A 23,907-nucleotide genomic window follows, 5' to 3' on the forward strand; every position below is an offset into this window, starting at 1 on the left:
AAAAGGGTCTATCTTCTTGAATCTAGAGCATGTCCGGGCGGCGAACCGGCGCCCACTTGCGCCTGACATGCTCTAGGTCGCGGCTCGCGCCGCGCTTGCCTGCGCCTTGGCTGAGGCCTGCTCGTGGGCGATGGCGTCCCGGGTTTCTCTGATTAGGCGCACGGCGATCGGGTCGGTCTGGATCGCCCGCCAATAGGCCGAGAGCTTGGGCAGATCCTCAAGCGGGTCCGGCGTGCCGAACAGGCCGGGGATCCACTCGCAGGCCAGGACGAGCTGCGGCGTGATCGCGCCGTCCGCCTGGGTCAGGCTCTGGCCGACCGCATAACCGTCGGTTCCAATGTACGGCTCCAGGAACCCCAGCGCCTCGGCCACCTTGTCGGTCGCCGCGCGGATCGCGACGGGGTCCCAGTGCTTGCGCGAACGGGCTGAGAAGCTGAACAGCGGGACCATGGCCATGACCACATAGAAGTCGCAAATGCGCGACAGCAGCCGCATCTGGGCCCGGCCCCAGGCGTCGGCCGGCTGGGTGGCCGGCTGCGGATAGGTATCCTCCAGATACTCGCAGATCACCTCCGACTCCGGCAGGGCCCGGCCGTCCTCCAGCACCAGGGCCGGAACCCGGCCGATGGGGTTGATGTCGAGATAATCGCCCTTGGACTCCGCCGAGGAATGGAATCCCGGCGGCTCGATGATCGTCACCTCCAGCCCCTTGGCGTAGATCATCAATCGCACGCGGGTCGGGAAGGGCGAGGAATAGGTCTGGAACAGTTTCACGAGGCGCGCGCCAGGCGCGGGGCGCCCACGTAGCGGGCCGGGTCGGCGTCCACCGTCACCCGTCGCATGTGGCGGCGCTGGCCGGGATAGTCGTTGAGGGCGTAGTGCCAGACCGAACGGTTGTCCCAGAAGGCCACCGAGCCCGGCTGCCAGACGAAGCGGGTGGTGAACCGCTCGCTTCGGCAATGCTCGAACAGGAAATCCAGCAGCGGCTTGGACTCCCGGGTGCTCCAGCCGTCGATCTTCATCGTGAAGGCGGGGTTCACATAGAGCGCCTTGCGCCCGCTCTCCGGGTGGGTGAGCACCACGGGATGGATGAACTCCCCGGTCACCCCCTCGGCCTCGGCCACGTTCATGGACGAGCGCTTCTGGGCCGAGTGGCCGCTGGACGAATACTCCCGGCCGGCGGAGTGAACGGCGTTCAGGGTCTCCAGCGTCGCCCGCAGCCCCGGCGTCAGCGCCTCATAGGCCGCCGCCTGGCTCGAAAACAGCGTGTCGCCGCCATAGTCGGGCAGCTCCACCGCATAGAGGATGGAGGCGATGGAGGGGTGCTCCAGGAAGCTCATGTCGGAGTGCCAGCCGCCGCCGAAGTTCACCTTGTCCTGCGGCTCCTTGATCACCTCCATCACCTCGGGGTGACCCGCCATGCCGGCCACATAGGGGTGGATGTTCAGCGGCCCGAACCGGCGGCCGAACGCCAACTGCTGCTCGGGAGACAGCGCCTGGTCGCGGAAGAAGATCACCTGGTGCTCGACGAACGCCGCGCGGATCTCGGCGATGGTCGCGTCCTCCAGGTCGCTGGAGAGATCGACCCCCGAAATCTCCGCCCCCAGGGCTCCGGCCGTACGGCGAACGCACAGATTCGGCATGGTCTTGTCCTCCCGCCACCTGAACGGTGATCACGAGGGGGATTTCGTCATGTCCGGCGGCGGCGTTCAATCCCCGGCGCGCGCAGTTTTTCTACCGCCGGGCTCAGGCGCCCCCGACTAGCTTTCCGGCGCGCGCGCGCCTAAGCCCGGCGCAAGGCCCCCTTCCAAGGATCCCGCCATGACCTCCAACGCCCTGACCTGGCGCGCCGCCTTGCTGGCGCTGGCGGTGGTGGCGGTGTGGGGGACCAATTTCGTGGTCATCAAGGTGGCGCTGGGCGACCTGCCGCCGCTGCTCTTCGCCACCCTGCGCTTCACCTTCGCCCTGCTGCCGGCGGTCTTCTTCCTCAGGAAGCCCGACGTCCCGTGGCGCAACCTGGCGGCTTATGGCGTGCTGATCGGCCTGGGGCAGTTCGGCATGCTCTACATCGCCATGCAGCACGACATCTCGCCGGGCCTGGCCTCCCTGGTGGTCCAGGTCCAGGTGTTCTTCACCATTGGCCTGTCCATGTGGTTGACCCGGGAGCGGGTGAAGCGGTTCCAGGTCGCCGCCCTGGTCCTGGCGACCGCCGGCCTGGCGATCATCCTCCTGCACACCGACGGCTCGACGACGCCGCTCGGCCTGGGCCTCGTGCTCATCGCGGCGGCAAGCTGGGCCGGCGGCAACATGGTCCAGCGGGCGACGCCGGGGGTGAATTCGCTGGCCTATGTCGTCTGGGCCAGCCTGTTCTCGATCCCGCCGCTGCTCATCCTGTCCCTGGTGTTCGAGGGGCCCGAGCGGATGCTGTTGGGGGTCCAGAACGCCGACCTGGCCACCTGGGGGGCGGTTCTCTGGCAGTCGGTGGGCAATACCCTGTTCGGCTACGCCGCCTGGGGCTGGCTGCTGGCCCGGTATCCGGCCGCCACCATCTCGCCGCTCGCCTTCTTCGTGCCGGTGTTCGGCATGGCGGCCTCCGCGGTTCTGCTGAACGAGCCGATGCAGGACTGGAAGCTGACGGCGGCCGGCCTGGTGCTGGGCGGTCTGGCGCTCAACATGTTCTGGCCCATGCTGCGCCGCCGGGCGACTCAGGCCTCGTAGACGTACATGTGATAGGGCACCTGGGCGTCCTGGGGTTTGGAGTACTTCGTGGTCGCCGCCTGGAAGTGGAACCCCAGCCGCTTGAGGATCGCCCCGGAGGCCGGGTTCTCCGCATTGTGCCCGGCGACAATCCGCTTCAGGCCAACCGTCCGGATCGCGAAGTCCATCAGGGCGGCGGCGGCCTCGCGGGCGAAGCCCTGACCCCAATAGGGCTCGTCGAACCAGTAGCCGATCTCGCCGGAGGTCCCGTCGATGTCGTCGATGTCCGCCGTGCCGATCATCACCCCGTCCAGCAGGACGGCGAACCGGTAGGCGGTCCCCGCCGCCCACTCCTTGCCGTGCAGATGGGCCCAGTCGGCCATGGCCGCCTCGGTGGCTGGCCAGGGCGCCAGGCGCAGCATCCGCGTGACGTTCCAGTTGGACTGGATCTGCGCCATGCGCGCGGCGTCGCCGGGTTCGGTGGGACGCAACACCAGACGGGGCGTCGTCAAACGAATGTCGCGGCTCAGCATGGATATCGACTCTTCCTCCACCATCCCGGATGACAGCCTGACGTGGCTTCGCTATGCCGCGTCAAGGAGACGCCATTATGAACACCGAACAGGTCCTGGACGAATTCCGCGCGTCGGGCGCCCTGCGCGAGGGACACTTCGTGCTCTCCAGCGGCCTGCATTCCGGCACTTTCCTGCAGAAGAACCTGGTCTTCCAGTACCCCGACCGCACCGAGCGGCTGTGCAAGGCGCTGGCGGCCAAGATCCTTGAGGAGGTCGGCCCGGTCGATCTGTGCATTTCCCCGGCGGTGGGTGGCATCATTCCAGGCTACGAGACCGCCCGCGCCCTCGGCGTGCCGTCGATGTACGTGGAGCGGGAAGGGGGCGCCTTCAAGCTGCGCCGCGCCTTCTCCATCCCGCCCGGCGCCCGGATCGCCATGGTGGAGGACATCGTCTCCACCGGCCTGTCGTCGCGTGAATGCGTCGAGGCCATCAAGGCGGCCGGCGGCAATGTCGTGGTGGCCGCCGCCATCGTCGACCGCTCGGGCGGCAAGGCCGATCCCGGCGCGCCCTTCGTGGCCCTGGCCCGCCTGAACGTGCCGGCCTATCCCGCCGACCAGCTGCCGCCCGAACTGGCGGCGATCCCCGTCGAAGACCCGGGCAGCCGGAGACTGCACGGATGAGCCGCCTGCGCCTGGGGGTGAATATCGACCACGTGGCGACGATCCGGAACGCCCGGGGCGCCACCTATCCCGATCCCGTTCGGGCCGCCGAGATGGCCATGGCCGCCGGAGCGGACGGCATCACCGCCCACCTGCGGGAGGACCGCCGCCACATCTCCGACGCCGACATGGAGGCCCTGGCCGCCATCACCCGGCGGCGCGGCATTCCGCTGAACTTCGAGATGGCGGTGACCGCCGAGATGGAGGCCATCTGCCTGGCCCACGTCCCCCACGCCGCCTGCCTGGTGCCCGAGCGCCGGGAGGAGGTGACCACCGAGGGCGGCCTCGACGTGGTCAAGGGCCACGACGCCATCGCCCCCACCGTGCGCCGTTTCGTCGAGGCCGGAATCCGCGTCTCCTGCTTCGTCGACGCCGATCTCGAGCAGGTGGCTGCGGCCAAGTCGGTGGGCGCCCAGGTGGTGGAGCTCACCACCGGACCCTATTGCGACGCCGTTCGCGACCGCTCGCCGGACGCCCCGCGCCTGCTGGAAAAGCTGCGCGCCACGGCGGCCGAGGCGCACCGCATCGGGCTGGAGGTCCACGCCGGCCACGGGATGGACTACGAGACCGCCAAGCCCATCGCCTCCATCCCCGAACTGATGGAGCTGAACATCGGCCACTTCCTGATCGGCGAGGCGATCTTCGTGGGCCTCACCCCCGCCATCCAGCGGATGCGCGCCTTGATGGACGAGGCCCGGGCCGAGCGCGCGGCATGATCCTGGGCATCGGCTCGGACCTGTCGGACATCCGCCGCATCCAGGGCAGCCTCGACCGCTTCGGCGAGCGGTTCACGAACCGCATCTTCACCGAGGTCGAGCGCACCCGCTCGGAGCGCAAGCCTGACAGGGCCTCCAGCTACGCCAAGCGGTTCGCGGCCAAGGAGGCCTGCGCCAAGGCGCTGGGCACCGGCATGCGGGCCGGGGTCTTCTGGCGCGACATGGGGGTGGTGAACATGCGCTCGGGCCAGCCCACCATGGCGCTGACCAACGGCGCCCTGGCGCGTCTGGAGAAGATGGTGCCCGCCGGCCACAAGCCGGTGATCCACCTGTCCCTCACCGACGACCACCCCTACGCCCAGGCCTTCGTGATCATCGAGGCGGTGCCCCTCTAGGGTTCACTGCGACCTCCGCAATCGGCGGGCGAGAGCAGGTGAGGCGGCTGACGATTGTGCTAGGCTGACTGGCATGACGGGGCCTTCCAGAGCATCGCGGCGTCGGGTCGCTCACGGTCAGCGCTGGTGGTTTGGCCTGGTCGCCCTGCTGCTGGGCGCGGTCCTGACCCTGGCGCCGGCGCCTGCCGAGCGGCCACCGGAAGGCCGGTCGATTCAGCAGGCCGTGGCGGCCCAGGAGGCCCCCGAGCTTTCCGCGCGCATCAAGTCCCTGGGCCGCGCCTTCGACGGTCGGGTGGGCATCGCCATCCGCGAGGTCGACGAGGGCTGGACGGTCGCCTTCGACGGCGACAACAAGTATCCGCAGCAGAGCGTTTCCAAGCTGTGGGTGGCGCTCGCCGCCCTCGACGCGGTGGACAAGGGCCAGATCCGGCTCGGCGACACCCTGGTGGTTCGCAAGGACGACCTCAGCATCTTCCATCAGCCCCTGCGCAAGCATGTCGGCGACAATGGCTATCCGGTCACCGTGATGGAACTGATCCGCGGCGCCATCGCCCAGAGCGACAACGCCGCCAACGACGTCCTCGTGGGCCATGTCGGCGGCCAGGCGGCGGTGCAGCAGATCCTCGATCGGCACAGGCTCAAGGGCGTCTGGGCCAGTCCGCCGGAGAAGGTGATGCAGACCCAGATCGCGGGCCTGGACTGGAAGCCGGAATACTCCTTCGCGCGCACCTTCTGGGACGAGCGCGAAACCCTCTCGCCCGAGGCCCGCGCGGTGAACCTGGACGCCTATCTGGCCGACCCCTACGACGCCGCCACGCCCGTCGGCGTCGTCGGCGCCCTGGCGCACCTCAAGCGCGGCGAGCTGCTGGCGCCGGCCTCCACCGACCTGCTGTTGAAGATCATGGGTGAGACGGAGACCGGGCCCGGCCGGCTCCCGGCGGGTCTCGGCCCCGGCTGGACCCTGGCTCACAAGACCGGCACCGGCCAGGTCTGGGGCGCCGTGGCCACCGGCTTCAACGACGTGGGGATCATGACCGCCCCTGACGGCCGCAGCTACGCCGTCGCCGTCATGATCGCCCAGACCCGCCGACCGGTCTCCGAGCGCCAGGCGCTGATGGCCGCCGTCGCCCGCGCCGTGGTGGCGCATCACGAAGGAGAATCTGCCCGATGAGGGGCTCTGGGTCCGCGGCGACGTCATGGTCTTTCGGTGGGACGCCGCCACCGGGCGTCTACACGCCTGAACGCCGCTGCGGGGGCGTTGGCTGGGGCGGGAGTGCGGCCCTCGGGCTCTGCGGCCCATTCGCCTGGACAAAGAGTTCACGGGCGCGACTCTTGCCGCTGGGCTATGCAGCGGTTAGCTACAGGCCCTCAATGCGCCGGCTCGCCGGATGTTCGGAACCCCATCTATGACTGAAGACGTGCACAGCGCGGACAGCTCCGAAAAGTCCGGAGCCCTGAATGAGGTCGTGGAGATCGTGAAAACGGTCGTCTACGCCCTGCTGATCGCACTGTTCCTGCGGGTGCTGTTCTTCCAGCCCTTCACCATTCCCTCGGCCTCGATGGATCCGACCCTCCTGGAGGGCGACTACATCATCGTGTCGAAATACTCCTACGGCTATTCCAAGAACTCGATCCCCTTCAGCCCGCCGCTGTTCAAGGGGCGGATCATGGATCGCATGCCCGAGCGCGGCGATATCATCGTCTTCAAGCTGCCTCGCGACGGCCACATCGACTACATCAAGCGCCTCGTGGGCCTGCCCGGCGACCGGATCCAGATGCAGGGCGGCGTTCTGTTCATCAACGGCAAGGCGGTGCCGCGCAGAGCGCTGCCGCCGGTGATGGTGGACTCCGGCTACGGCTTCACGCGCAACGTCGAACGCTATGAAGAGACCCTGCCCAACGGCAAGAGCTACATCACCTACGATTTCGGCCCCGACGGCGACGTGGACAACACCGGCGTCTTCGTGGTGCCCGAAGGCTCCTACTTCTTCATGGGCGACAACCGCGACAACTCCCTCGACAGCCGCGTGCCGGCCGAGATCGGCGTGGGTTATGTCCCGGCCGAGAACCTGGTGGGCAAGGCCCGGATCATCATGCTGTCCTGGAACAAGGGCGCCTCGCTCTTCAAGCCCTGGACCTGGGTCCTGGATGCACGGCCCAGCCGGTTCTTCCACACCCTGAAATGAACAAGCGCGAAGTCGCGGTCTCCCAACTCGAGGCCCGCATAGGCCACGTTTTCCAGGACCGCGAACTTCTCGAGCGGGCCCTGACTCACGCCAGCGTCGGCAGCGGCTCCACCAAGACCGCCCACAACGAGCGCCTGGAGTTCCTCGGCGACCGGGTGCTGAACCTGATGGCCGCCGAGCGGCTGATGGAGCTGCGCCCCGAGGCCCGCGAGGGCGAGATGTCGCGCCTGATGAACAAGGTGATCACCTACCAGGCCTGCGCCCGCGTCGCCCGCCTGGTGGGCCTGCCCGAGGCTCTGCGGGTCGGACACGGCGAGACCAAGCTTGGGACCCGCGACAACGACAAGGTGCTGGGCGACGCCTGCGAGGCCCTCATCGCGGCCCTCTACATTGAGGGCGGCCTGACCCTGGCCAAGACCTTCTTCCTCACGTTCTGGCTCTCCGAGTTCGAGACCATGGACCAGGCCGCCTTCAAGGATTCCAAGACCTTGCTGCAGGAATGGGCTATGGCGCGAGGATTACCTGTTCCGCGCTATGATGTGGTGGCCCAATCGGGGTCCGCCCACGAGCCGGTATTCACCATTGAAGTCTCGATCGAGGGCCAGTCGCCGGAGCGGGCGCAGGGCCGGTCGAAGCTGGAAGCCCAGAAAGCCGTCGCCAACATAATGCTGTCGAAACTCGAGACCGCCCAATGACCCGTGCAGGTTTTGTCGCCGTGATCGGCGCGCCCAACGCCGGCAAGTCCACCCTGACCAACCGCATGGTGGGCGCCAAGGTCTCGATCGTGACCCAGAAGGTGCAGACCACCCGCTTTCCGGTGCGCGGCGTGGCCATTGAGGGCGAGACCCAGATCATCCTGGTGGACACACCGGGCATCTTCACCCCGCGTCGCCGACTGGACCGCGCCATGGTGCGGTCGGCCTGGGGCGGAACCGAGGACGCCGACGCCGTAGTGCACCTGGTGGACGCCGCCGCCGAGATCGCCGTCAACGAAGGCAAGGGCAAGGCCGCCGACCGCCGAGGCATGGCCGATGTCGACACCATCGTCGAGGGCCTGAAGGCCGCCGGCAAGCAGGTGATCCTGGCGCTGAACAAGATCGACGGCGTCAAGCGCGAGAACCTGCTGGCCATCTCGCAAAGGCTCTTCGAAACAGGTGTCTATACCGAGGTCTTCATGATCTCGGCCGCCACCGGAGCCGGCGTCGAGGACCTCACCAAACGCCTTGTCGAACTGATGCCCGAGGGCCCCTGGCTCTATCCCGCCGACCAGACCGCCGACCTGCCGGTTCGCCTGCTGGCCGCCGAGATCACGCGCGAGAAGATCTATCTGCGGGTTCACGAGGAGCTGCCCTATGCGGCGGCCGTGGAGACCACCTCGTTCGAGGAGCGCAAGGACGGCTCCCTGCGCATCGAACAGACCATCTATGTCGAGCGCGAGAGCCAGCGTCCCATCGTGCTGGGCGCCAACGGCCAGACCCTGAAATGGATCGGCCAGAAGTCCCGCGAGGAGCTTACCACCCTGCTGGACAAGACCGTTCACCTGTTCCTGACGGTGAAGGTCGACGAGCGTTGGGCCGACAAGCGCGAGTTCTACGGCGACGTGGGCCTCGACTTCGATGTCTGAGGCCGCCCCCCCGCGGTCCTTCTCCCCTTGCGGGAGAAGGTGGCCCTGCGGAGCAGGGTCGGATGAGGGGTCGATAGACCTATCCGGCAAACTCACTTCATCATCCCTGCGGTCGCTCGTAGCGGCGGGTGTCTTGTTCCGCGAGCGGAGTGCGACCCCTCATCCGTCGGGCCTTCGCCCGACACCTTCTCCCGCAAGGGGAGAAGGAGCCTTGGCGCTCGCCTGACTCCATGGAATTCGAAGACGACGCCTTCGTGCTCTCGGCCCGGCCTCACGGAGAGGCCGGGGCCATCGTCGAGTTCCTGACCGCCACCCACGGCCGCTACGCCGCCCACGTGGCGGGGGGGACGTCGCGGCGGATCAAGCCCTTCCTGCAGCCCGGCGCGCGCGCCGTCATCGCCTATCGCGCCCGGGTGTCCGACCAGCTGGGCTCGGCCTCCCTGGAGCCCGTGGGGGAGGGGCCGTCGGCCCTGTTCGACGACGCCCTGGCCCTGGCCGGCCTGTCGGCCGCCGCCGCCGTGGCCGCCGCCGCCCTGCCGGAACGCGAGCCGCATCCCGGCGCCTTCTACGCCTTCGAGGCCCTGACCGATTCCCTCATCCATCCCGACATCTGGCCGGCCATCTTTGTGCGCTTCGAGGCGGGGCTGCTGCAGGACCTGGGTTTCGGCCTGGACCTCTCCAAGTGCGCCGCCACCGGGGTGCTGGACAACCTGATCTATGTCAGCCCCCGCACCGGCCGGGCGGTCAGCGCAGAGGCGGGCGAGCCCTACAAGGACAAGCTCCTGCACCTGCCGCCCTTCCTGCTCTCGGCCCAGGGCGGCATCGCGCCGGGCGACATCCGCGCCGGCCTCGACCTCACCGCCCACTTCCTGCAGGCCTTCGTCTTCAACCCCCTGAACCGGCCGCTGCCCCAGGCCAGGCTCTGGCTTGTGGACCGTCTATCTGACGCAGACCGGCTCTAGAGACGCGGGCGCCCCGGCCCGCTAGAATCACCGCGCAACCGAGTTCGCGATTCTCCCATGTCCAAACACACCCCACCGCCCTTCGAGGGCGACGGCGACCGCATCATTGACGAGCCGCTGTCCGAGGCCCTGTCCCGGCGGTATCTCGCCTATGCGCTCTCCACCATCACCGGCCGGGCCCTGCCCGATGTGCGCGACGGCCTGAAGCCCGTGCACCGGCGGCTGATGTACGCCATGCGCATGCTGCGGCTGGACCCCACCACCACCGCCAAGAAGTGCGCCCGCGTGGTCGGCGACGTCATCGGTAAGTATCACCCGCACGGCGACGTGGCGGTCTATGAGGCCCTGGTGCGCCTGGCCCAGGACTTCGCCCAGCGCTATCCGCTGGTCGATGGCCAGGGGAACTTCGGCAACATCGACGGCGATAACGCCGCGGCCATGCGCTACACCGAGTGCAAGCTCACCGTCGCCGCCCAGCTGCTGCTGGACGGGATCGACGAGGACGCGGTGGACTTCCGCTCCACCTATGACGGCGAGGACGAGGAGCCTGTCGTCCTGCCGGCCGGCTTCCCCAACCTGCTGGCCAATGGCTCGTCGGGCATCGCCGTGGGCATGGCCACCTCCATCCCGCCGCACAACGCCGCCGAGCTGATCGACGCCTGCCTGGTGCTGCTCAGCAACCGCGAAGCCACCACGATGGACCTGCTGGAGCACGTCCAGGGCCCCGACTTCCCCACCGGCGGCGTCATCGTCGAGCCCAAGGCCTCCATGGCCGAGACCTACGAGACCGGCCGGGGCGGCGTCCGCGTCCGTGCGCGCTGGTCCAAGGAGGACAACGGCCGCGGCACCTACCAGATCGTCATCACCGAGATTCCGTATCAGGTGAAGAAGGCCGACCTGGTGGAGCAGCTCGCCGGCCTGATCGAGACCAAGAAGGCCCCGCTGCTGGGCGACGTGCGCGATGAGAGCGCCGAGGACGTGCGCCTGATCCTCGAGCCCAAGAGCCGCAACGTCGAGCCCGAGGTGCTGATGGAGAGCCTGTTCAAGCTCTCCGACCTGGAGACCCGCTTCCCGGTCAACATGAACGTCCTGGACGCGCGCGGCACGCCCGGCGTCATGAGCCTGAAGCGCTGCCTGCAATCCTTCCTCGATCACCGCCGCGAGGTGCTCGTTCGCCGCGCCCGCTTCCGGTTGGCGAAGATTGAGGCGCGCCTGCACATCCTCGACGGGATGGTCATCGCCTTCCTCAATCTGGACGAGGTGATCCGTATCGTCCGCTACGAGGACGAGCCCAAGACCAAGCTGATTGACGCCTTCGAGCTCTCCGACATCCAGGCCGACGCCATCCTCAACACCCGCCTGCGCCAGTTGGCCCGGCTGGAGGAAATGGAGCTGCGCCGCGAGCATGCGGAGCTCGCCGAGGAACGCGACGGTCTGGTCAAGATGCTGGGCGACGACAAGCAGCAGTGGAAGCTGGTGGGCGTGGGCCTCAAGGACGTGCGCGCGATCCTCGGCCCCGACACCACGCTGGGCCGCCGCCGCTCGACCTTCGACACCGCCCCGGTGGTGGACGCCGACGCGGCTATCGAGGCCATGATCGTCCGCGAGCCGATCACAGTCATCCTCTCCGAACGCGGCTGGATCCGCGCGGCCAAGGGGCGGGTGGAGGACCCGTCGGAACTGAAGTTCAAGGAGGGCGACAAGCTCGGCTTCCTGGTCCCGGCCGAGACCACCGACAAGCTGCTGATCTTCGCCTCCGACGGCCGCTTCTTCACCGTCGGCTGCGACAAGCTCCCCTCGGCCCGCGGCCACGGCGAGCCCCTGCGGCTGATGCTCGACCTGGACGACAAGACCGACATCATCGACATCTTCCCCTTCAAGGCGGGCTCCAGGCGGGTGATCGCCTCAAAGGAGGGCTACGGCTTCGTCATGCCGGAGGAGGAGGCCATCTCGGCCCGCCGCGCCGGCAAGCAGGTGCTGAATGTCGGCGCCAAGGGCGCGGCCTTCGCCATGCCGGCGACCGGCGACCACCTCGGCGTCATCGGCGACAACGGCAAGATCCTGATCTTCCCCCTGGCCGAGCTGCCGGAAATGCCGCGCGGCAAGGGGGTGAAGCTGCAGACCTACCGCGAGGGCGGCCTGCGCGACGCCATCGTCTTCAATGAGGCTGACGGCGCTGCGTGGATCGACGGGGCGGGCCGCACGCGGGTGTGGGCCGAGTGGAAGGACTGGCTCGCGCGCCGCGCCGCCGCCGGCAAGCTGGCCCCCAAGGGCTTCCCCACCAGCAAGCGGTTCAAGCCGAAGTAGGCAGGGCTGAAACTTGACTTTCGACCCCCCTCATGCGCCCTTCCGCGCCTTGATTTTCTAGAGCTTTGGCGACCATGCATCCCCACCGTTCCCATACCTGCGGCGCCCTCCGGTCGGCGGACACGGGCCAGAATGTCCGCTTGTCGGGCTGGATCCACCGCAAGCGCGACCACGGCGGGTTGATGTTCATCGACCTGCGCGACCACTACGGCCTGACCCAGCTGGTGATCAGCCCCGAGACCCCCGGCTTCGACCGCGTCGAGCGCCTGCGCGCCGAGAGTGTGATCCGGGTGGACGGCCAGGTCCTGGCCCGCTCGGCCGACACCATCAACGCGAACCTCCCCACCGGCGAGGTCGAGATCCGCGTGTCGTCCATCGACGTGATCTCGGAAGCCGCTGAACTACCGCTGCCGGTGTTCGGCGAGCCCGACTATCCCGAAGAGCTGCGGCTCAAGCACCGCTATCTCGACCTGCGCCGCGAGACCCTGCACAAGAACATCGTCCTGCGCTCCAAGGTCATCCAGTCGATCCGCAACCGCATGATCGGCCAGGGTTTCCTGGAGTACCAGACCCCGATCCTGACGGCCTCGTCGCCGGAAGGGGCGCGCGACTTCCTCGTGCCGTCGCGCCTGCACCCGTCCAAGTTCTACGCGCTTCCCCAGGCGCCCCAGCAGTTCAAGCAGCTGCTGATGGTGGCCGGCTTCGACCGCTATTTCCAGATCGCCCCCTGCTTCCGCGACGAGGACCTGCGCGCCGACCGCAGCCTGGAATTCTACCAGCTCGACGTGGAGATGAGCTTCGTCACCCAGGACGACATCTTCGCCGCCATTGAGCCGGTGATGCACGGCGTGTTCGAGGAGTTCGCCGACGGCAAGAGCGTCACCCCCTATCCGTTCCCGCGCATCCCCTATCGCGACAGCATCGCCTGGTACGGCAGCGACAAGCCCGACCTGCGCAACCCCATCAAGATGGCCGACGTCTCCGAGCGCTTCCGCGGCGGTGGCTTTGGCCTGTTCGCCCGCATCCTGGAAGACGCCAAGAACGCCGTCTGGGCGATCCCGGCCCCCAAGGGCGGAAGCCGCGCCTTCTGCGACCGCATGAACTCCTGGGCGCAGGGCGAGGGCCAGCCGGGCCTGGGCTACATCTTCTGGAGCGAGGACCAGGGCGCCTGGGGCGGCCCCATCGCCAAGAACCTGGGCGCTGAGGCGACCGAGGCCCTGATGGCCGAGATCGGCCTGGGGCAGGGCGACGCCGCCTTCTTCGTCGCCGGCGATCCCAAGAGCTTCTACAAGTTCGCCGGCTCGGCCCGTACCAAGGTCGGAACCGACCTGAAGCTGATCGACGAGGACCGCTTCGAATTCGTCTGGATCGTCGACTTCCCGATGTTCGAGATGAACGAGGAGACCAACCACGTCGACTTCTCGCACAACCCCTTCTCCATGCCGCAGGGCGAGCTGGAGGCCCTGGAAACCAAGGACCCCTTGGACATCCTGGCCTACCAGTACGACATCGTCTGCAACGGCTACGAGCTGTGCTCCGGCGCGGTGCGGAACCACCTTCCCGAGGTGATGCTGAAGGCCTTCGACATCGCCGGCTACGGCCCCAGCGTGGTCGAGGAGCAATTCGGCGGCATGCTGAACGCCTTCCGCCATGGCGCCCCGCCGCACGGTGGCCTGGCTCCCGGCATCGACCGGATCGTCATGTTGCTGGCCGGCCAGACGGCCATCCGCGAGGTCATCGCCTTCCCGCTGAACCAGCAGGGCCAGGACCTGCTGATGAACGCGCCGTCAGAGGTCGAGGAAAAGCAGCTCAAGGAGCTGCACGTCCGCCTGGCCCCGCCGATCAAGGTCTAGCGGGCCGGCAGGCCTAGCCGGCGCTGATCAGTCGCGCGGCTCGGCGGGCGGCGCCGGCGGCCGGGGCATGCGCGGCGCGGCCGGCGGGGTCGGGGGCCGCCAGCCGGTCAGGCGCGCGCCGCCGCCGTGGCAGCCGCGGGCCACCAGGCCCGGCGGCAGCTTCGTCGAGGCGTCGGTGCAGGCCTCGTCCAGCTGATCCTGGTCCAGGTTGCGCGCCTTGGAGAGATCGACCCCGTACAGCATGGCGCGGCGCAGGCTGGCGTCGCGGAAGTCGGCGCCGGCGAACATCGCCCCCGAAAGCACCGCGGAGTCGAGATTGGTGTCGCGGAACGAGGCGCGCTCGAACCGGCCGTGCGCCAGCACCGCGCCCTGCATCGAGGCGTCGCGGAAGCTGACGCCGCGGGCGTCGGTCTTGCTGAAATTCGCCCCGGTCAGCTCGCCCTCATTGAGCTGGGCGCCGCCCATCGAGGCCCGGCCGAAATTGGCGCCCTGGGCGCGCAGGTCGCGCAGGTCGGCGTTCGACAGGTTGGCCGAGGAGAAGCTCACGCCCTTGGCCTCGACATCGCGCAGCTTGGCGTCCGAGAGATTGGCCGAGCCGAAGTTGGCCCCGATCATCTGGGAATCCGACAGGTCGGCCCGTGACAGGTCCGCGCCGGAGAAGTTGGCGCCGTAGAAGCGGGCCTCGCGCAGATCCGATCCCACCAGGGCTGCGCCGGCGAAATTCGCGCCGTTGAACTGGGCGCCGGTCAGCTTGCGGCCCGACAGCTCGCACTTGGCGCAGGCCCCGCCAAAGGAGACCAGCCTGGCCACCTCCTTGTCGCCGAGCATGGCGCTGGCCGCACTGGGAGCGAACGCCGCCACCACGGCCAGGGACGCGGCCAGCGGGACGATACGGGACCGGGCGGTGCGGAAAGAGCCGAACATGACGCACCATGTGCCCTGTGGGGGATGTCTCAGGCTACTTAAATCGCGGTAATTCTTGACAGATTAGCAGCGTGGGGTCCGCAGGCCGGGGGGGAGCCGGGTGGCGCCGTCGCCGCAGGCTCGGTTGAGTTGAGCCTGAGACAGTCCCCGCGCGCGGCCCATTTCGGCGCCCGAGAAATTGGTCCCCACCAACTGCGCGCCGGCGAAATTGGCGCCCTCCAGATAGGCCCCGACGAAGCTGGCCTGGGTCAGGTCCGCGCCGGCGAAATTGGCGCTGGAGAACACCCCGCCATAGGCGTTGACGTCGCGCAGGTCGGCGCCGCGGAAATTGGCGCGGTTCATCACCGAGACACTGAGATCGGCTTGCCGGAGTCGGGCGCCGGCATAGTTGCGGCCCTTGATCTCCAGCCCCGAGAAGTCGGCCTGGAACAGGTTGCAGCTGGGGCAGTTGGCCCCCTTGCGCGCCGCGGCGATCTGGCCGGCGTTCTGGGCGCTGGCGGGCAGGGCGAGGGCCAGGACGGTGGCCAGGCTGAGCAGGCTAAGCGGCTTCATCTGCGGGCTCCGGCGGAAGACCCCTCCTGCCTAGGCCAGCAAGCTTAAGGTCCGGTGACCATGCTTAGCCGGTGCGGTCGCTGTCCTGCGGTCCGGCGCGCACGCCACAGGATTCGCAGATCAGGCTGGCGCCCTTGCGCACCACCGCCAGGTCCCCGCAGGCGGCGCAGACATCGGCCTCCAACCGCCCCGAACGCGCATTGGCGGTGGGCAGGAAGACCAGGTTGTCGGGCGTCGCGCCCCGGGCGAACCCGCGTGAGATGAAGTGGGAGGCCGGGATGTTCTCCCCCTCCGGCTCGCCCTCGTCCTTGCCGCGCCCCAGGCCGTCGGCGTTGAGCTCGCCGTCGGCGTTGGCCAGCTCCTCGCGGCCCAGATACGAGATGCCCAGTTCGCGGAACAGGTAGTCGAGGATCGAGGTGGCCGAGCGCACGGAGTCGTTGCCGGTCACCGGTCCGGCCGGCTCGAACCGGGTGAAGACGAAGGCGTCCACGAACTCCTCCAGCGGCACCCCGTATTGCAGGCCGATGGAGATGCCGATGGCGAAGTTGTTCATCAGCGATCGGAAGGCGGCGCCCTCCTTGTGCATGTCGATGAAGATCTCGCCCAGCTCGCCGTCGTCGTACTCGCCAGTGTGCAGATAGACCTTGTGGCCTCCCACGGCGGCCTTCTGGATGTAGCCCTTGCGGCGGTCTGGCAGTTTTCGCCGCGTGCGGTCGCGCTCGACGATGCGCTCCACGATCCGCTCCTCGGGCGGCGGCGCGGGGCGTTCGGGCTCGCGGGCCGCGCGCACCGGTGCTTCGGCCGTCTTCGGCAGGTCGAGGAAGAAGCTCAGCGGCGGATCGGAGCGGCGGATCCGAACGGCGGCGACCCTGGCCTGGGCGGCCTCGGCCAGCAGGGCGCGGGCGTCCGCGGGGGCGGTGTCCCACTCCAGCTCGATCTCGGCGATGGCGGGCAGGTCCAGGGCCGGCTGCAGGGCCGCCAGCATGGCGAAATAGGGCGTCGGGCCCAGGTCCTCGGCGGTGAGGAACACCTGCCGCTGCTCCGGCGTCAGGAAGGCCGCGTCGGCCAGGGCCCCGCCGCCCAGCACGTGGGCCTCGGCGGCGGCGATCTGTTGCTCGCTGAAGCCGGCGAGCTTGAGGGTGTCAAACTCGGGATCGGCCAGGTCGGCGTCGGTGGCCCCCAGCACGTCGGTCAGGAAGCCGGCGTCCACCACCAGGGGGGAGAAGGCGTCGCGCAGGCGGGCGGCGAAGGGCAGGGCGGCCTCGGCCGAGGCGATCTCGTGCTCGGTGAAGCCGCGGGCCTTCAGGGCGGCGTGATCGACACCCGGCGCTTCTGACAGGTCCAGGCGGCCGATCAGGTGGGCGCGGGCGGCCGGAAGGTCTGCGCCCAGCGTTTTGAGGCCGCGCAGGGCGGCCTCCGACAGCACCCGGGTCAGGGCCCCGTCCTCGGTCTCGGCGACGGTGACCGGTCCCAGCCAAGGCGCGCCCGAGCTGGAGGATCCGCCCAGCCGCAGGGCCAGGTCGGGATCATCGAAGACCGCCAGGCCTCCTGCGAGCGGGATGTCGGCCATGGCGGTCCGGGCGCGCTCATAGACCTCGCGGACGGCCAGGCGGCCGGCGTTCGAATCATAGGCCAGGCCCTGGGCCGCCAGCCAGTCGGCGAGCCCCCCCAGGCCCAGCGCCACGGGGCCCCCGAAGGCGGCGAGCGCGATGGCCGCCAGGCCAACCGCGTCGTCGAACGCCTCGCCGTCGAAATCAGCCCCGCTTCCGAAGGCCAGCAGGTCCACCGCGCCGCGCGTGGCGGTCCAGGTCTGGGCGATTTTCGGCGCGGCGTCGGCGGCGAAGGCCGCCACCACGGCGCCGGTTTCCCAGGCCGCGGCGGCCAGGGCGAGGTCGCCCTCGGCAAGGTCGGGCGGAATGGCGGCGATCAGGCCGGGGCCGTCCCCGCTTTCGAACTGGGCCTGGGCCGACCACAGGTCCTCACCCGCGCGGGCCAGGGTCATGGCGTCCAGGATCATCAGGTCGGTGGCGCCGGCGCCCCGCGCGGCCTCGGCGGCGCGGGCCAGGCTGAGATTGGATTGCGGATTGGCGCAGGCCGCGGGGTCGCCCTCGCAGCGCTGGATGGCGTCCATCACCCCCTGCAGGCGCTGGGACAGCGCCATTGCGGCGGCCCGGGCCGAGACCCGGCCCCGGCGGCGCGCGCGCAGGGTGGCAAGCGCCTTGACGTAGTCGCCGTCGTGCGCGCCGATGACACCGGGCGCATCGAGGGCGCGGGGCTCGGCGATGGCCAGGCGGCCGGCCAGCAGGGCCGCGCCCAGGTCGCGGCGGAAGGCGGCCCGCGTGCGGGCGTCGGGCAGCAGGGCGAGCGCGCCCGCCTGTTCGGCGATGATCTCTGCCTTGCGGAAGATGGCGGCGGGCAGGTCGGTCTCGCCGCCGGCCCAGTCCAGCCAGGCTTCCACCCGGGCATCGGTCCAGGCGGCCGGAGCCAGCACCTCGACCACGCTGTCGGCGCGCTCAAGAGGCCTGCGCTCGATCCGGCCCGGTTCGGTTCGCAACGGTTTGTCTCCCACGGGCGGGGAGGTTAGGAGCCCAAGGGGTTCGTCGCAACAGATGTTGTGGTCGCGGGCGAGTTCTTAACAACATCTTGCGGTGATCGCGCCGCTGGACGCTCGGAAGGGCGCCGCCTATAGTCCGCCCGCCTCCCAACCCCGTTGGATCTTCAGAAACGTGCTCAAGTCGATCTTTACCTGGTGGAACGGCGCCACCCTCGGCGCGCTCTTCACCGTCTGGCGCCGCGGCGTGCTCGTGGGCACGGACGACACCGGCAACAAATACTACCAGGCCAAGGACGACAGCGATTCCTACGACAAGGGCCGTCTGCGCCGCTGGGTGATGTATTCCGGCTATGCCGAGGCCTCCAAGGTCCCGCCGGACTGGCACGGCTGGCTGCACCACACCTTCGAGGAACCTCCGACCAAGGAGCCGCTCAAGCGGCAGGCTTGGGAGAAGGATCACCTGCCCAACATGACCGGCACCATCAACGCCTGGCGGCCCAAGGGCTCCATCAGCCGGGGCGGTGAGCGCCAGAAGGCGACCGGCGACTACGAGGCCTGGCGGCCGGAATAGTGGGCGGACGTTCTCTCCTCAGCCTGACGGTGGCCCTGAGCGTCCTGGCCGGCGCTGGTTTCGTGGCCGCCCAGACCGCGCCCGTCGCCCCGGTCGCCCCGACCCCCGCGCCGGGACCGGTGGCGCCGTCGCCCTTGCCGGCCGCCGATCAACCCCAACCGGCGGAAGAGGCGCCGCCCGTCGTGGTGCCGGTTCCCGCCCCCGTGGCCACCCCGGCGGTCCAGGCCTCCGAGGTCGCGCCTGCGGCGGCGCCCAAGGCCCAGGTCGTGGAAAAGCCGGCCGAGAGCACCATCAAGCGCGCCCGCTATGACGTCGCCATCCTGCAGGCCCTGGACAAGGTCACCGCCGAGACGGTCCGCTTCGAGGCCGCCGTGGGCCAGCCGGTGCGCTACAAGACCCTGGTCTTCACCGTGAAGGCTTGCGAGCAGGCGGCCGCCGACGAACCGCAGGAAGACGCCATCGCCTACATGACGGTGGACTCCCAGCCCCGCGCCGCGCCGGGCAAGCCGACCCCGCCCGCGCGTCAGGCCTTCAAGGGCTGGATGTACGCCTCGTCACCGGGCCTCAACCCGCTGCAGCATCCGGTCTACGACGCCTGGCTGATCACCTGCAGGGCCGCGGCCCCCGTCGTGGCCGCCGGCAACCGCTGAAACTCAGCCGTCACGGCGAGCGCCTTGCCCAGCCGTCGCCGGTAGACGGCCCGTGAGATCTCCTCGGTCCCGAACTGCGCCAGGTGCTCGGTCATGAACTGGGCGTCCAGCAGCAGGAACCCGCCGGCGATCAGCCGCGCCACCAGGTGTGTCAGGGCCACCTTCGACGCGTCGGTGCGGGTGGAGAACATGCTCTCGCCGAAGAAGGCGCCGGCCAGGGAAACGCCGTACAGCCCGCCCACCATCTCGTCGCCGGCCCAGCACTCGACGCTGTGGGCGTGACCGATCGCGAACAGTTCGGCGTAGAGCCGCTCGATGGGGTTATTGATCCAGGTCTCGGTCCGCCCCGGCCTGGCTGCCGCGCAGGCGCTCACGACCTCGGAAAAGGCTGTGTCGATCCGCACCTCGAAGGGGTCACGCCGGACAGTGCGCGCCAGGCGTCTGGACAGGTGGAAGCCGGCCAGGGGAATCACCCCCCGCCGTTCGGGATCGATCAGGAAGACCGCGTCGTCGTCGCGCGCGTCGGCCATGGGAAAGACCCCACGGGCGTAGCAGTCCAGCAGCTCGGCGGCGCCAAAGGTGGTCATGGGTTGAGGTCTTGCAGCCCTTCTCCCCTTGCGGGAGAAGGTGGCCCTGCGGAGCAGGGTCGGAAGAGGGGTCGCACGGACCTCTCCGGATCGGGCTTCAAGGAGAGGTGTCGAGGGGAGAGCGACCCCTCATCCGACCGCCCTCCGGGCGGCCACCTTCTCCCGCAAGGGGAGAAGGACCGCATGGGCGTCCGCGTCACAATCTCAGGCCTCAGGCCGAGAGCTCGGCCTGCGACTTCATCCAGCGTTCCAGCCAGTGGATGTCGTAGGTCCCTGAGATGATGTCGGGCTGGTGGATCAGCTCCTGGAACAGCGGGATCGAGGTCTCGATGCCCCCCACCACCATCTCGCCCAGGCAACGGTTCAGGCGCGCCAGGCACTCCTCGCGGTCGCGGCCGTGGACGATCAGCTTGCCCACCAGGCTGTCGTAGTCCGGCGGGATCGAATAGCCGGCATAGAGGGCGCTATCGAGGCGCACGCCCAGCCCGCCCGGCGCGTGGAAGTCGGTGACCAGGCCCGGCGAGGGGGCGAAGGTCTTGGGATTCTCGGCGTTGATCCGGCACTCGATGGCGTGGCCTTCGAAGATGATGTCCTCCTGCTTGAAGGACAGCGGCAGGCCCGCGGCGATGCGAATCTGTTCGCGCACCAGATCGATGCCGGTGATGGCCTCGGTGACGGGGTGCTCCACCTGCAGGCGGGTGTTCATCTCGATGAAGAAGAACTCGCCGTTCTCGTACAGGAACTCGATGGTGCCGACCCCGAGGTAGCCGATGGCCTTGATCGCATCGACCACCACCTTGCCGATCTTGGCGCGGGCGGCGGCGTCGATGACCGGGGAGGGGGCTTCCTCCAGCACCTTCTGGTGGCGGCGCTGCAGGGAGCAGTCGCGCTCCCCCAGGTGACAGACATTGCCGAAGCTGTCGGCGATGACCTGGATCTCGATGTGGCGCGGGGTCTGGAGATAGCGCTCCATATAGACCGCGTCGTCGCCGAACGAGGCTCGGGCCTCGGCGCGCGCCGTGGAGACCGCCTCGGCCAGTTCGTCCTCGTTGAGGGCCACCTTCATGCCGCGCCCGCCTCCGCCGGCGGCGGCCTTGATCAGCACCGGGAAGCCGATTTCCTTGGCGGCGGCGAAGGCCTCCTCCTCGGTGGTCACGGCGCCGTCGGAGCCGGGGACCACGGGGATGCCGGCGTTCTTCACGGCCTGCTTGGCGGTGATCTTGTCGCCCATCATCAGGATGTGCTCGGCCTTGGGGCCGATGAAGGTGAAGCCGTGCGCCGTGACGATCTCGGCGAAGCGGGCGTTCTCCGACAGGAAGCCGTAGCCCGGATGGATCGCCTGGGCGCCGGTGATCTCGGCCGCCGCGATGATCGAGGGGATGTTCAGATAGCTCTTGGCCGCCGAGCGCGGGCCGATGCAGACGCTCTCGTCGGCCAGCCGCACCCACATGGCGCCGGCGTCGGCCTCGGAGTGGACCGCCACCGTCGAGATGCCCATTTCCTTGCAGGCCCGGTGGACCCGCAGCGCGATCTCGCCCCGGTTGGCGATGAGGATTTTTTCGAACATCGGGTTACTCGATGACGACGAGGGGTTCGCCGAACTCCACAGGGTCGCCATCGCCCACCAGGATCTCCACCACCTTGCCTGCCTTGGTGGCCGGGATCGGGTTCATGGTCTTCATGGCCTCGATGATCATCAGGGTCTGGCCTGCCGTCACGGTGTCGCCGACCTTGACGAAGGGCGGGGCCTCTGGGGCGGACTGCATGTAGACGGTGCCCACCATGGGCGACTTCACCACGTCGCCAGCGGCGCGGGTGGCCGCAGGGGCTTCGGCGGCGGCGCCAGTGGGCGCGGCGGCGGCCGGCGCGGCCGCGACCGGGGCGGCGGCCATCGGGGCCTGCTGCACGTACTGGGCGGGCGCGGCGGTCAGGGTGCGGGCGACGCGGATCTTCAGGCCCGAATGCTCCACCTCGATCTCGGTCAGGCCGGTATCGGTGAGGATGTCGGCCAGTTTGCGCACCAGGCGCGCGTCGATCGGATCGGCGGGAGCCTTTGGAGTGCTAGCCATGGAAAAGACCCTTATCTTTTGGCTTGAGGAAGTTAGGCGGACTGACCCGCGGCGGCTTCGATAGCCAGGACATAACTTTGCGCGCCGAAGCCGGACACCAGTCCGGTCGCCGCCAGGGAGACGTAGGTTTCCCGGCGGAACGCCTCGCGCGCCGCCGGATTGGAGAGGTGGCACTCGACGATCGGGATATCGAGCATCTTCAGGGCGTCCAGCAGGGCGATGGATGTATGGCCATAGGCCGCCGGGTTGATCACCAGGGCGGAAGCCTGTGTGCGGGCCTCCTGCACCCAGTCGATCAGCTGGCCTTCGTGGTTGGACTGATGGAACACGACGGTTCGACCCAGGGCGGCGGCGCGTTGCTCACAGAGCTTGCGCACATCGTCCAGCGTGGCTTTTCCGTAAATCTCGGGCTCGCGGACGCCCAGGAGGTTGAGGTTGGGCCCGCTCAGCACATAGATCGGTTTCGACATTCGGCTCCGCCGTCGATTCCGCCGTCTTGTAACGGGCGGCGGCGGGGGTCACAAGCACTGGGAATGTACGACGTGTTGGACGAGGCGGTCATGACCCTGACCATCAATGGCGAAGAGCGGTCCTTTTCGGGCCTCTCGGACCTCGCCGCCCTGGTGCTGAGCCTGGGTCTCGACCCCCGCAAGGTGGCCGTGGAGCGCAATCTCGAGATCGTGCCGCGCTCGGCCTATGGCGCCACCGCGCTCTCCGACGGCGACCGGATCGAGATCGTCCACTTCATCGGAGGCGGCTGACATGGACGGAACGACCCATACGGAAACCCAGGACGACACCTGGACGGTCGCGGGCCGCACCTTCACCTCGCGGCTGATCATCGGCACCGGCAAGTACAAGGACTATGCGCAGAACGCCGCGGCCGCCGAGGCTGCGGGCGCCGAGATCGTCACCGTGGCCCTGCGCCGGGTGAACCTGTCCGATCCCAGCCAGCAGATGCTGGTGGACTATGTGAAGCCCGACCGCTTCACCTACCTGCCCAACACCGCCGGCTGCTTCACCGGCGAGGAGGCGGTGCGCACCCTGCGCCTGGCCCGCGAGGCCGGCGGCTGGGACCTGGTGAAGCTGGAGGTGCTGTCGGACCCCAAGCTGCTCTATCCCGACATGGAAGAGACCCTGCGCGCCTTGAAGATGCTGATCGCCGAGGGCTTCCAGGTGATGGTCTACTGCACCGACGACCCGGTCTACGCCCGCAAGCTGGAAGACGCCGGCGCCTGCGCCGTCATGCCGCTCGCCGCCCCCATCGGCTCGGGCATGGGCATCCTCAACAAGGTCAATATCGGCCTGATCATCGAGCAGGCCAAGGTCCCGGTGCTGGTGGACGCCGGCCTCGGCACGGCGTCGGACGCCGCCATCGCGATGGAGATGGGCTGCGACGCCGTCCTGATGAACACCGCCATCTCCGACGCCCGCGACCCGATCCTGATGGCCAGCGCCATGAAGCACGCCGTCATCGCCGGGCGTCAGGCCTTCCTGGCGGGCCGGATGCCGCGCCGGATCTACGGCGACCCGTCGTCGCCGCAGTCTGGGCTGATCTGAACCCGGCATGGCCATGCCGCCCGACGCGATCGTCTTTGCCGAGACCTTGGCGTGCATCGTTCGCGAGTCGGGCGTGATGGGCGTGGCCGACGTGCCGACACCGGTGGCGCTGGAGGTGTTTCCCGAGAGCTTCCTCCTGGACAGCCTTCAGGTGATGCGCCGGATCGGGATCGATCCTGAGGAGGCTGCGTGCCTCTGCGCCATCTATATGGGCATTCATCAGACCCTGGTGCTCGCCGACGCCGATCCGGCCGTGGCGCCGTGGTCCGGCGACCACAGCCTCCTGGTCGCGGTGGCCCAGGGCCGCCTCGCCGTAGAACGGTTGGGTCCGCTCTTTCTGTTGTTCGAGACAGGCCTGGGCGAGCAGATGATGCGACGTCGTCAAACGATGAACTGAGAGGCCGGGCCGCGTCGACCGGGTGGCCTTCCCCAAGGGGATGTCCTCTAGAAAGGGCGAAAATCGGGG

At 68.9% G+C, this 23,907-nt stretch carries 26 protein-coding genes; 16 read left to right on the top strand and 10 right to left on the bottom strand.

The window, feature by feature from the left end; all coding sequences use genetic code 11:
- Nucleotides 1-72: 72 nt before the first annotated feature.
- Both OCL97_RS00005 and OCL97_RS00010 read right to left on the bottom strand, forming a co-directional pair.
- Nucleotides 73-774, bottom strand: coding sequence for a glutathione S-transferase family protein (locus OCL97_RS00005; RefSeq protein ID WP_377366511.1), 702 nt, complete (start codon nt 772-774; stop codon nt 73-75).
- Nucleotides 771-1,643: a TauD/TfdA dioxygenase family protein gene (locus OCL97_RS00010; RefSeq protein ID WP_377366513.1), complete on the bottom strand. Its 873-nt coding sequence runs from the start codon at nt 1,641-1,643 to the stop codon at nt 771-773. The genes OCL97_RS00005 and OCL97_RS00010 overlap by 4 nt, the downstream gene beginning before the upstream one ends.
- A gap of 178 nt (nt 1,644-1,821) precedes the next feature.
- Between OCL97_RS00010 and OCL97_RS00015 the strand changes: the two genes are divergently transcribed.
- The gene (locus OCL97_RS00015) at nt 1,822-2,718 is read left to right on the top strand and encodes an EamA family transporter (protein ID WP_377366515.1); all 897 of its coding nucleotides are present in this window, start codon (nt 1,822-1,824) and stop codon (nt 2,716-2,718) included.
- Here OCL97_RS00015 and OCL97_RS00020 read toward each other — a convergent pair.
- Nucleotides 2,706-3,230: a GNAT family N-acetyltransferase gene (locus tag OCL97_RS00020; RefSeq protein ID WP_377366517.1), complete on the bottom strand. Its 525-nt coding sequence runs from the start codon at nt 3,228-3,230 to the stop codon at nt 2,706-2,708. The genes OCL97_RS00015 and OCL97_RS00020 overlap by 13 nt on opposite strands.
- A gap of 77 nt (nt 3,231-3,307) precedes the next feature.
- Here OCL97_RS00020 and pyrE point away from each other — a divergent pair, with 77 nt between their 5' ends.
- The 10 genes from pyrE to aspS all read left to right on the top strand — a co-directional run bounded on the left by pyrE (nt 3,308) and on the right by aspS (nt 13,974).
- On the top strand, nt 3,308-3,892 hold the full coding sequence (gene pyrE, locus OCL97_RS00025; RefSeq protein ID WP_377366519.1) for an orotate phosphoribosyltransferase: 585 nt from the start codon (nt 3,308-3,310) through the stop codon (nt 3,890-3,892).
- Complete coding sequence (locus OCL97_RS00030) at nt 3,889-4,647, top strand: pyridoxine 5'-phosphate synthase (RefSeq protein ID WP_377366521.1); 759 nt, start codon at nt 3,889-3,891, stop codon at nt 4,645-4,647. The genes pyrE and OCL97_RS00030 overlap by 4 nt, the downstream gene beginning before the upstream one ends.
- Complete coding sequence (gene acpS, locus OCL97_RS00035; RefSeq protein ID WP_304774394.1) at nt 4,644-5,042, top strand: holo-ACP synthase; 399 nt, start codon at nt 4,644-4,646, stop codon at nt 5,040-5,042. Before OCL97_RS00030 ends, acpS begins: the two co-directional genes overlap by 4 nt.
- A 73-nt stretch (nt 5,043-5,115) precedes the next feature.
- Entirely contained in the window at nt 5,116-6,213 is a 1,098-nt protein-coding gene (bla, locus tag OCL97_RS00040; RefSeq protein WP_377366523.1) for a class A beta-lactamase, read from the top strand.
- A 235-nt stretch (nt 6,214-6,448) separates the two neighbouring features.
- Nucleotides 6,449-7,228: a signal peptidase I gene (gene lepB / locus OCL97_RS00045; protein WP_304774400.1), complete on the top strand. Its 780-nt coding sequence runs from the start codon at nt 6,449-6,451 to the stop codon at nt 7,226-7,228.
- The gene (gene rnc, locus OCL97_RS00050; RefSeq protein WP_305336627.1) at nt 7,225-7,923 is read left to right on the top strand and encodes a ribonuclease III; all 699 of its coding nucleotides are present in this window, start codon (nt 7,225-7,227) and stop codon (nt 7,921-7,923) included. The genes lepB and rnc overlap by 4 nt, the downstream gene beginning before the upstream one ends.
- Complete coding sequence (gene era / locus OCL97_RS00055; RefSeq protein WP_305704786.1) at nt 7,920-8,852, top strand: GTPase Era; 933 nt, start codon at nt 7,920-7,922, stop codon at nt 8,850-8,852. The genes rnc and era overlap by 4 nt, the downstream gene beginning before the upstream one ends.
- A 230-nt stretch (nt 8,853-9,082) precedes the next feature.
- Nucleotides 9,083-9,814, top strand: a complete 732-nt coding sequence (recO, locus tag OCL97_RS00060; RefSeq protein WP_304774406.1) for a DNA repair protein RecO — start codon at nt 9,083-9,085, stop codon at nt 9,812-9,814.
- A gap of 57 nt (nt 9,815-9,871) precedes the next feature.
- Nucleotides 9,872-12,121, top strand: coding sequence for a DNA topoisomerase IV subunit A (gene parC, locus OCL97_RS00065; protein WP_377366527.1), 2,250 nt, complete (start codon nt 9,872-9,874; stop codon nt 12,119-12,121).
- A 65-nt stretch (nt 12,122-12,186) separates the two neighbouring features.
- Nucleotides 12,187-13,974: an aspartate--tRNA ligase gene (aspS, locus tag OCL97_RS00070; RefSeq protein ID WP_377366529.1), complete on the top strand. Its 1,788-nt coding sequence runs from the start codon at nt 12,187-12,189 to the stop codon at nt 13,972-13,974.
- Nucleotides 13,975-14,001: 27 nt separating this feature from the next.
- Here aspS and OCL97_RS00075 read toward each other — a convergent pair whose 3' ends face one another.
- From OCL97_RS00075 to OCL97_RS00085, 3 genes are all read right to left on the bottom strand, one after another.
- On the bottom strand, nt 14,002-14,898 hold the full coding sequence (locus OCL97_RS00075; protein ID WP_377366531.1) for a pentapeptide repeat-containing protein: 897 nt from the start codon (nt 14,896-14,898) through the stop codon (nt 14,002-14,004).
- A 63-nt stretch (nt 14,899-14,961) separates the two neighbouring features.
- Nucleotides 14,962-15,450, bottom strand: coding sequence for a pentapeptide repeat-containing protein (locus OCL97_RS00080; protein ID WP_377366533.1), 489 nt, complete (start codon nt 15,448-15,450; stop codon nt 14,962-14,964).
- Between the two features lie 64 nt (nt 15,451-15,514).
- Nucleotides 15,515-18,004 (bottom strand): TSCPD domain-containing protein, encoded by a 2,490-nt coding sequence (locus OCL97_RS00085; RefSeq protein WP_377366535.1) that lies wholly within the window; start codon nt 18,002-18,004, stop codon nt 15,515-15,517.
- Nucleotides 18,005-18,176: 172 nt separating this feature from the next.
- Between OCL97_RS00085 and OCL97_RS00090 the strand changes: the two genes are divergently transcribed.
- Both OCL97_RS00090 and OCL97_RS00095 read left to right on the top strand, forming a co-directional pair.
- On the top strand, nt 18,177-18,575 hold the full coding sequence (locus tag OCL97_RS00090; RefSeq protein ID WP_304774417.1) for an NADH:ubiquinone oxidoreductase subunit NDUFA12: 399 nt from the start codon (nt 18,177-18,179) through the stop codon (nt 18,573-18,575).
- Nucleotides 18,575-19,225, top strand: a complete 651-nt coding sequence (locus OCL97_RS00095) for a DUF2155 domain-containing protein (RefSeq protein ID WP_377366537.1) — start codon at nt 18,575-18,577, stop codon at nt 19,223-19,225. Before OCL97_RS00090 ends, OCL97_RS00095 begins: the two co-directional genes overlap by 1 nt.
- Here the strand turns inward: OCL97_RS00095 and aat are convergent.
- The 4 genes from aat to aroQ form a co-directional block, all read right to left on the bottom strand.
- Complete coding sequence (gene aat, locus OCL97_RS00100) at nt 19,162-19,812, bottom strand: leucyl/phenylalanyl-tRNA--protein transferase (RefSeq protein WP_305336599.1); 651 nt, start codon at nt 19,810-19,812, stop codon at nt 19,162-19,164. The genes OCL97_RS00095 and aat overlap by 64 nt on opposite strands.
- Nucleotides 19,813-20,023: 211 nt before the next feature.
- On the bottom strand, nt 20,024-21,379 hold the full coding sequence (accC, locus tag OCL97_RS00105) for an acetyl-CoA carboxylase biotin carboxylase subunit (protein WP_304774421.1): 1,356 nt from the start codon (nt 21,377-21,379) through the stop codon (nt 20,024-20,026).
- Nucleotides 21,380-21,383: 4 nt separating this feature from the next.
- Nucleotides 21,384-21,881: an acetyl-CoA carboxylase biotin carboxyl carrier protein gene (gene accB, locus OCL97_RS00110; protein WP_305336600.1), complete on the bottom strand. Its 498-nt coding sequence runs from the start codon at nt 21,879-21,881 to the stop codon at nt 21,384-21,386.
- 32 nt (nt 21,882-21,913) lie between these two features.
- Complete coding sequence (gene aroQ / locus OCL97_RS00115; RefSeq protein WP_304774424.1) at nt 21,914-22,351, bottom strand: type II 3-dehydroquinate dehydratase; 438 nt, start codon at nt 22,349-22,351, stop codon at nt 21,914-21,916.
- A 90-nt stretch (nt 22,352-22,441) separates the two neighbouring features.
- On the opposite strand from aroQ, the gene thiS reads away from it, so the two are divergent.
- From thiS to OCL97_RS00130, 3 genes are read left to right on the top strand one after another with little or no spacing between them, the layout of a single operon-like run.
- Complete coding sequence (gene thiS, locus OCL97_RS00120; protein ID WP_293493248.1) at nt 22,442-22,642, top strand: sulfur carrier protein ThiS; 201 nt, start codon at nt 22,442-22,444, stop codon at nt 22,640-22,642.
- A gap of 1 nt (nt 22,643) precedes the next feature.
- A complete protein-coding gene (locus tag OCL97_RS00125) occupies nt 22,644-23,441 on the top strand; it encodes a thiazole synthase (RefSeq protein ID WP_377366540.1) in 798 nt (265 codons plus the stop codon).
- 7 nt (nt 23,442-23,448) lie between these two features.
- Nucleotides 23,449-23,838 (top strand): hypothetical protein, encoded by a 390-nt coding sequence (locus tag OCL97_RS00130; protein ID WP_377366542.1) that lies wholly within the window; start codon nt 23,449-23,451, stop codon nt 23,836-23,838.
- The last annotated feature ends 69 nt before the right edge of the window (nt 23,839-23,907 follow it).

The organism is Phenylobacterium ferrooxidans (assembly GCF_042714595.1).
GTDB lineage: Bacteria > Pseudomonadota > Alphaproteobacteria > Caulobacterales > Caulobacteraceae > Phenylobacterium > Phenylobacterium ferrooxidans.

Bases quoted from the DNA above. Each gene is read 5' to 3' on its own strand.
- acpS (WP_304774394.1), top strand. From the start codon at position 4,644: ATGATCCTGGGCATCGGCTCGGACCTGTCGGACATCCGCCGCATCCAG.
- OCL97_RS00125 (WP_377366540.1), top strand. From the start codon at position 22,644: ATGGACGGAACGACCCATACGGAAACCCAGGACGACACCTGGACGGTC.
- OCL97_RS00015 (WP_377366515.1), top strand. From the start codon at position 1,822: ATGACCTCCAACGCCCTGACCTGGCGCGCCGCCTTGCTGGCGCTGGCG.
- rnc (WP_305336627.1), top strand. From the start codon at position 7,225: ATGAACAAGCGCGAAGTCGCGGTCTCCCAACTCGAGGCCCGCATAGGC.
- accC (WP_304774421.1), bottom strand. From the start codon at position 21,379: ATGTTCGAAAAAATCCTCATCGCCAACCGGGGCGAGATCGCGCTGCGG.
- pyrE (WP_377366519.1), top strand. From the start codon at position 3,308: ATGAACACCGAACAGGTCCTGGACGAATTCCGCGCGTCGGGCGCCCTG.
- aat (WP_305336599.1), bottom strand. From the start codon at position 19,812: ATGACCACCTTTGGCGCCGCCGAGCTGCTGGACTGCTACGCCCGTGGG.
- lepB (WP_304774400.1), top strand. From the start codon at position 6,449: ATGACTGAAGACGTGCACAGCGCGGACAGCTCCGAAAAGTCCGGAGCC.
- aroQ (WP_304774424.1), bottom strand. From the start codon at position 22,351: ATGTCGAAACCGATCTATGTGCTGAGCGGGCCCAACCTCAACCTCCTG.
- OCL97_RS00010 (WP_377366513.1), bottom strand. From the start codon at position 1,643: ATGCCGAATCTGTGCGTTCGCCGTACGGCCGGAGCCCTGGGGGCGGAG.
- thiS (WP_293493248.1), top strand. From the start codon at position 22,442: ATGACCCTGACCATCAATGGCGAAGAGCGGTCCTTTTCGGGCCTCTCG.
- OCL97_RS00020 (WP_377366517.1), bottom strand. From the start codon at position 3,230: ATGCTGAGCCGCGACATTCGTTTGACGACGCCCCGTCTGGTGTTGCGT.
- parC (WP_377366527.1), top strand. From the start codon at position 9,872: ATGTCCAAACACACCCCACCGCCCTTCGAGGGCGACGGCGACCGCATC.
- accB (WP_305336600.1), bottom strand. From the start codon at position 21,881: ATGGCTAGCACTCCAAAGGCTCCCGCCGATCCGATCGACGCGCGCCTG.
- OCL97_RS00030 (WP_377366521.1), top strand. From the start codon at position 3,889: ATGAGCCGCCTGCGCCTGGGGGTGAATATCGACCACGTGGCGACGATC.
- era (WP_305704786.1), top strand. From the start codon at position 7,920: ATGACCCGTGCAGGTTTTGTCGCCGTGATCGGCGCGCCCAACGCCGGC.
- OCL97_RS00080 (WP_377366533.1), bottom strand. From the start codon at position 15,450: ATGAAGCCGCTTAGCCTGCTCAGCCTGGCCACCGTCCTGGCCCTCGCC.
- bla (WP_377366523.1), top strand. From the start codon at position 5,116: ATGACGGGGCCTTCCAGAGCATCGCGGCGTCGGGTCGCTCACGGTCAG.
- recO (WP_304774406.1), top strand. From the start codon at position 9,083: ATGGAATTCGAAGACGACGCCTTCGTGCTCTCGGCCCGGCCTCACGGA.
- OCL97_RS00130 (WP_377366542.1), top strand. From the start codon at position 23,449: ATGGCCATGCCGCCCGACGCGATCGTCTTTGCCGAGACCTTGGCGTGC.
- OCL97_RS00075 (WP_377366531.1), bottom strand. From the start codon at position 14,898: ATGTTCGGCTCTTTCCGCACCGCCCGGTCCCGTATCGTCCCGCTGGCC.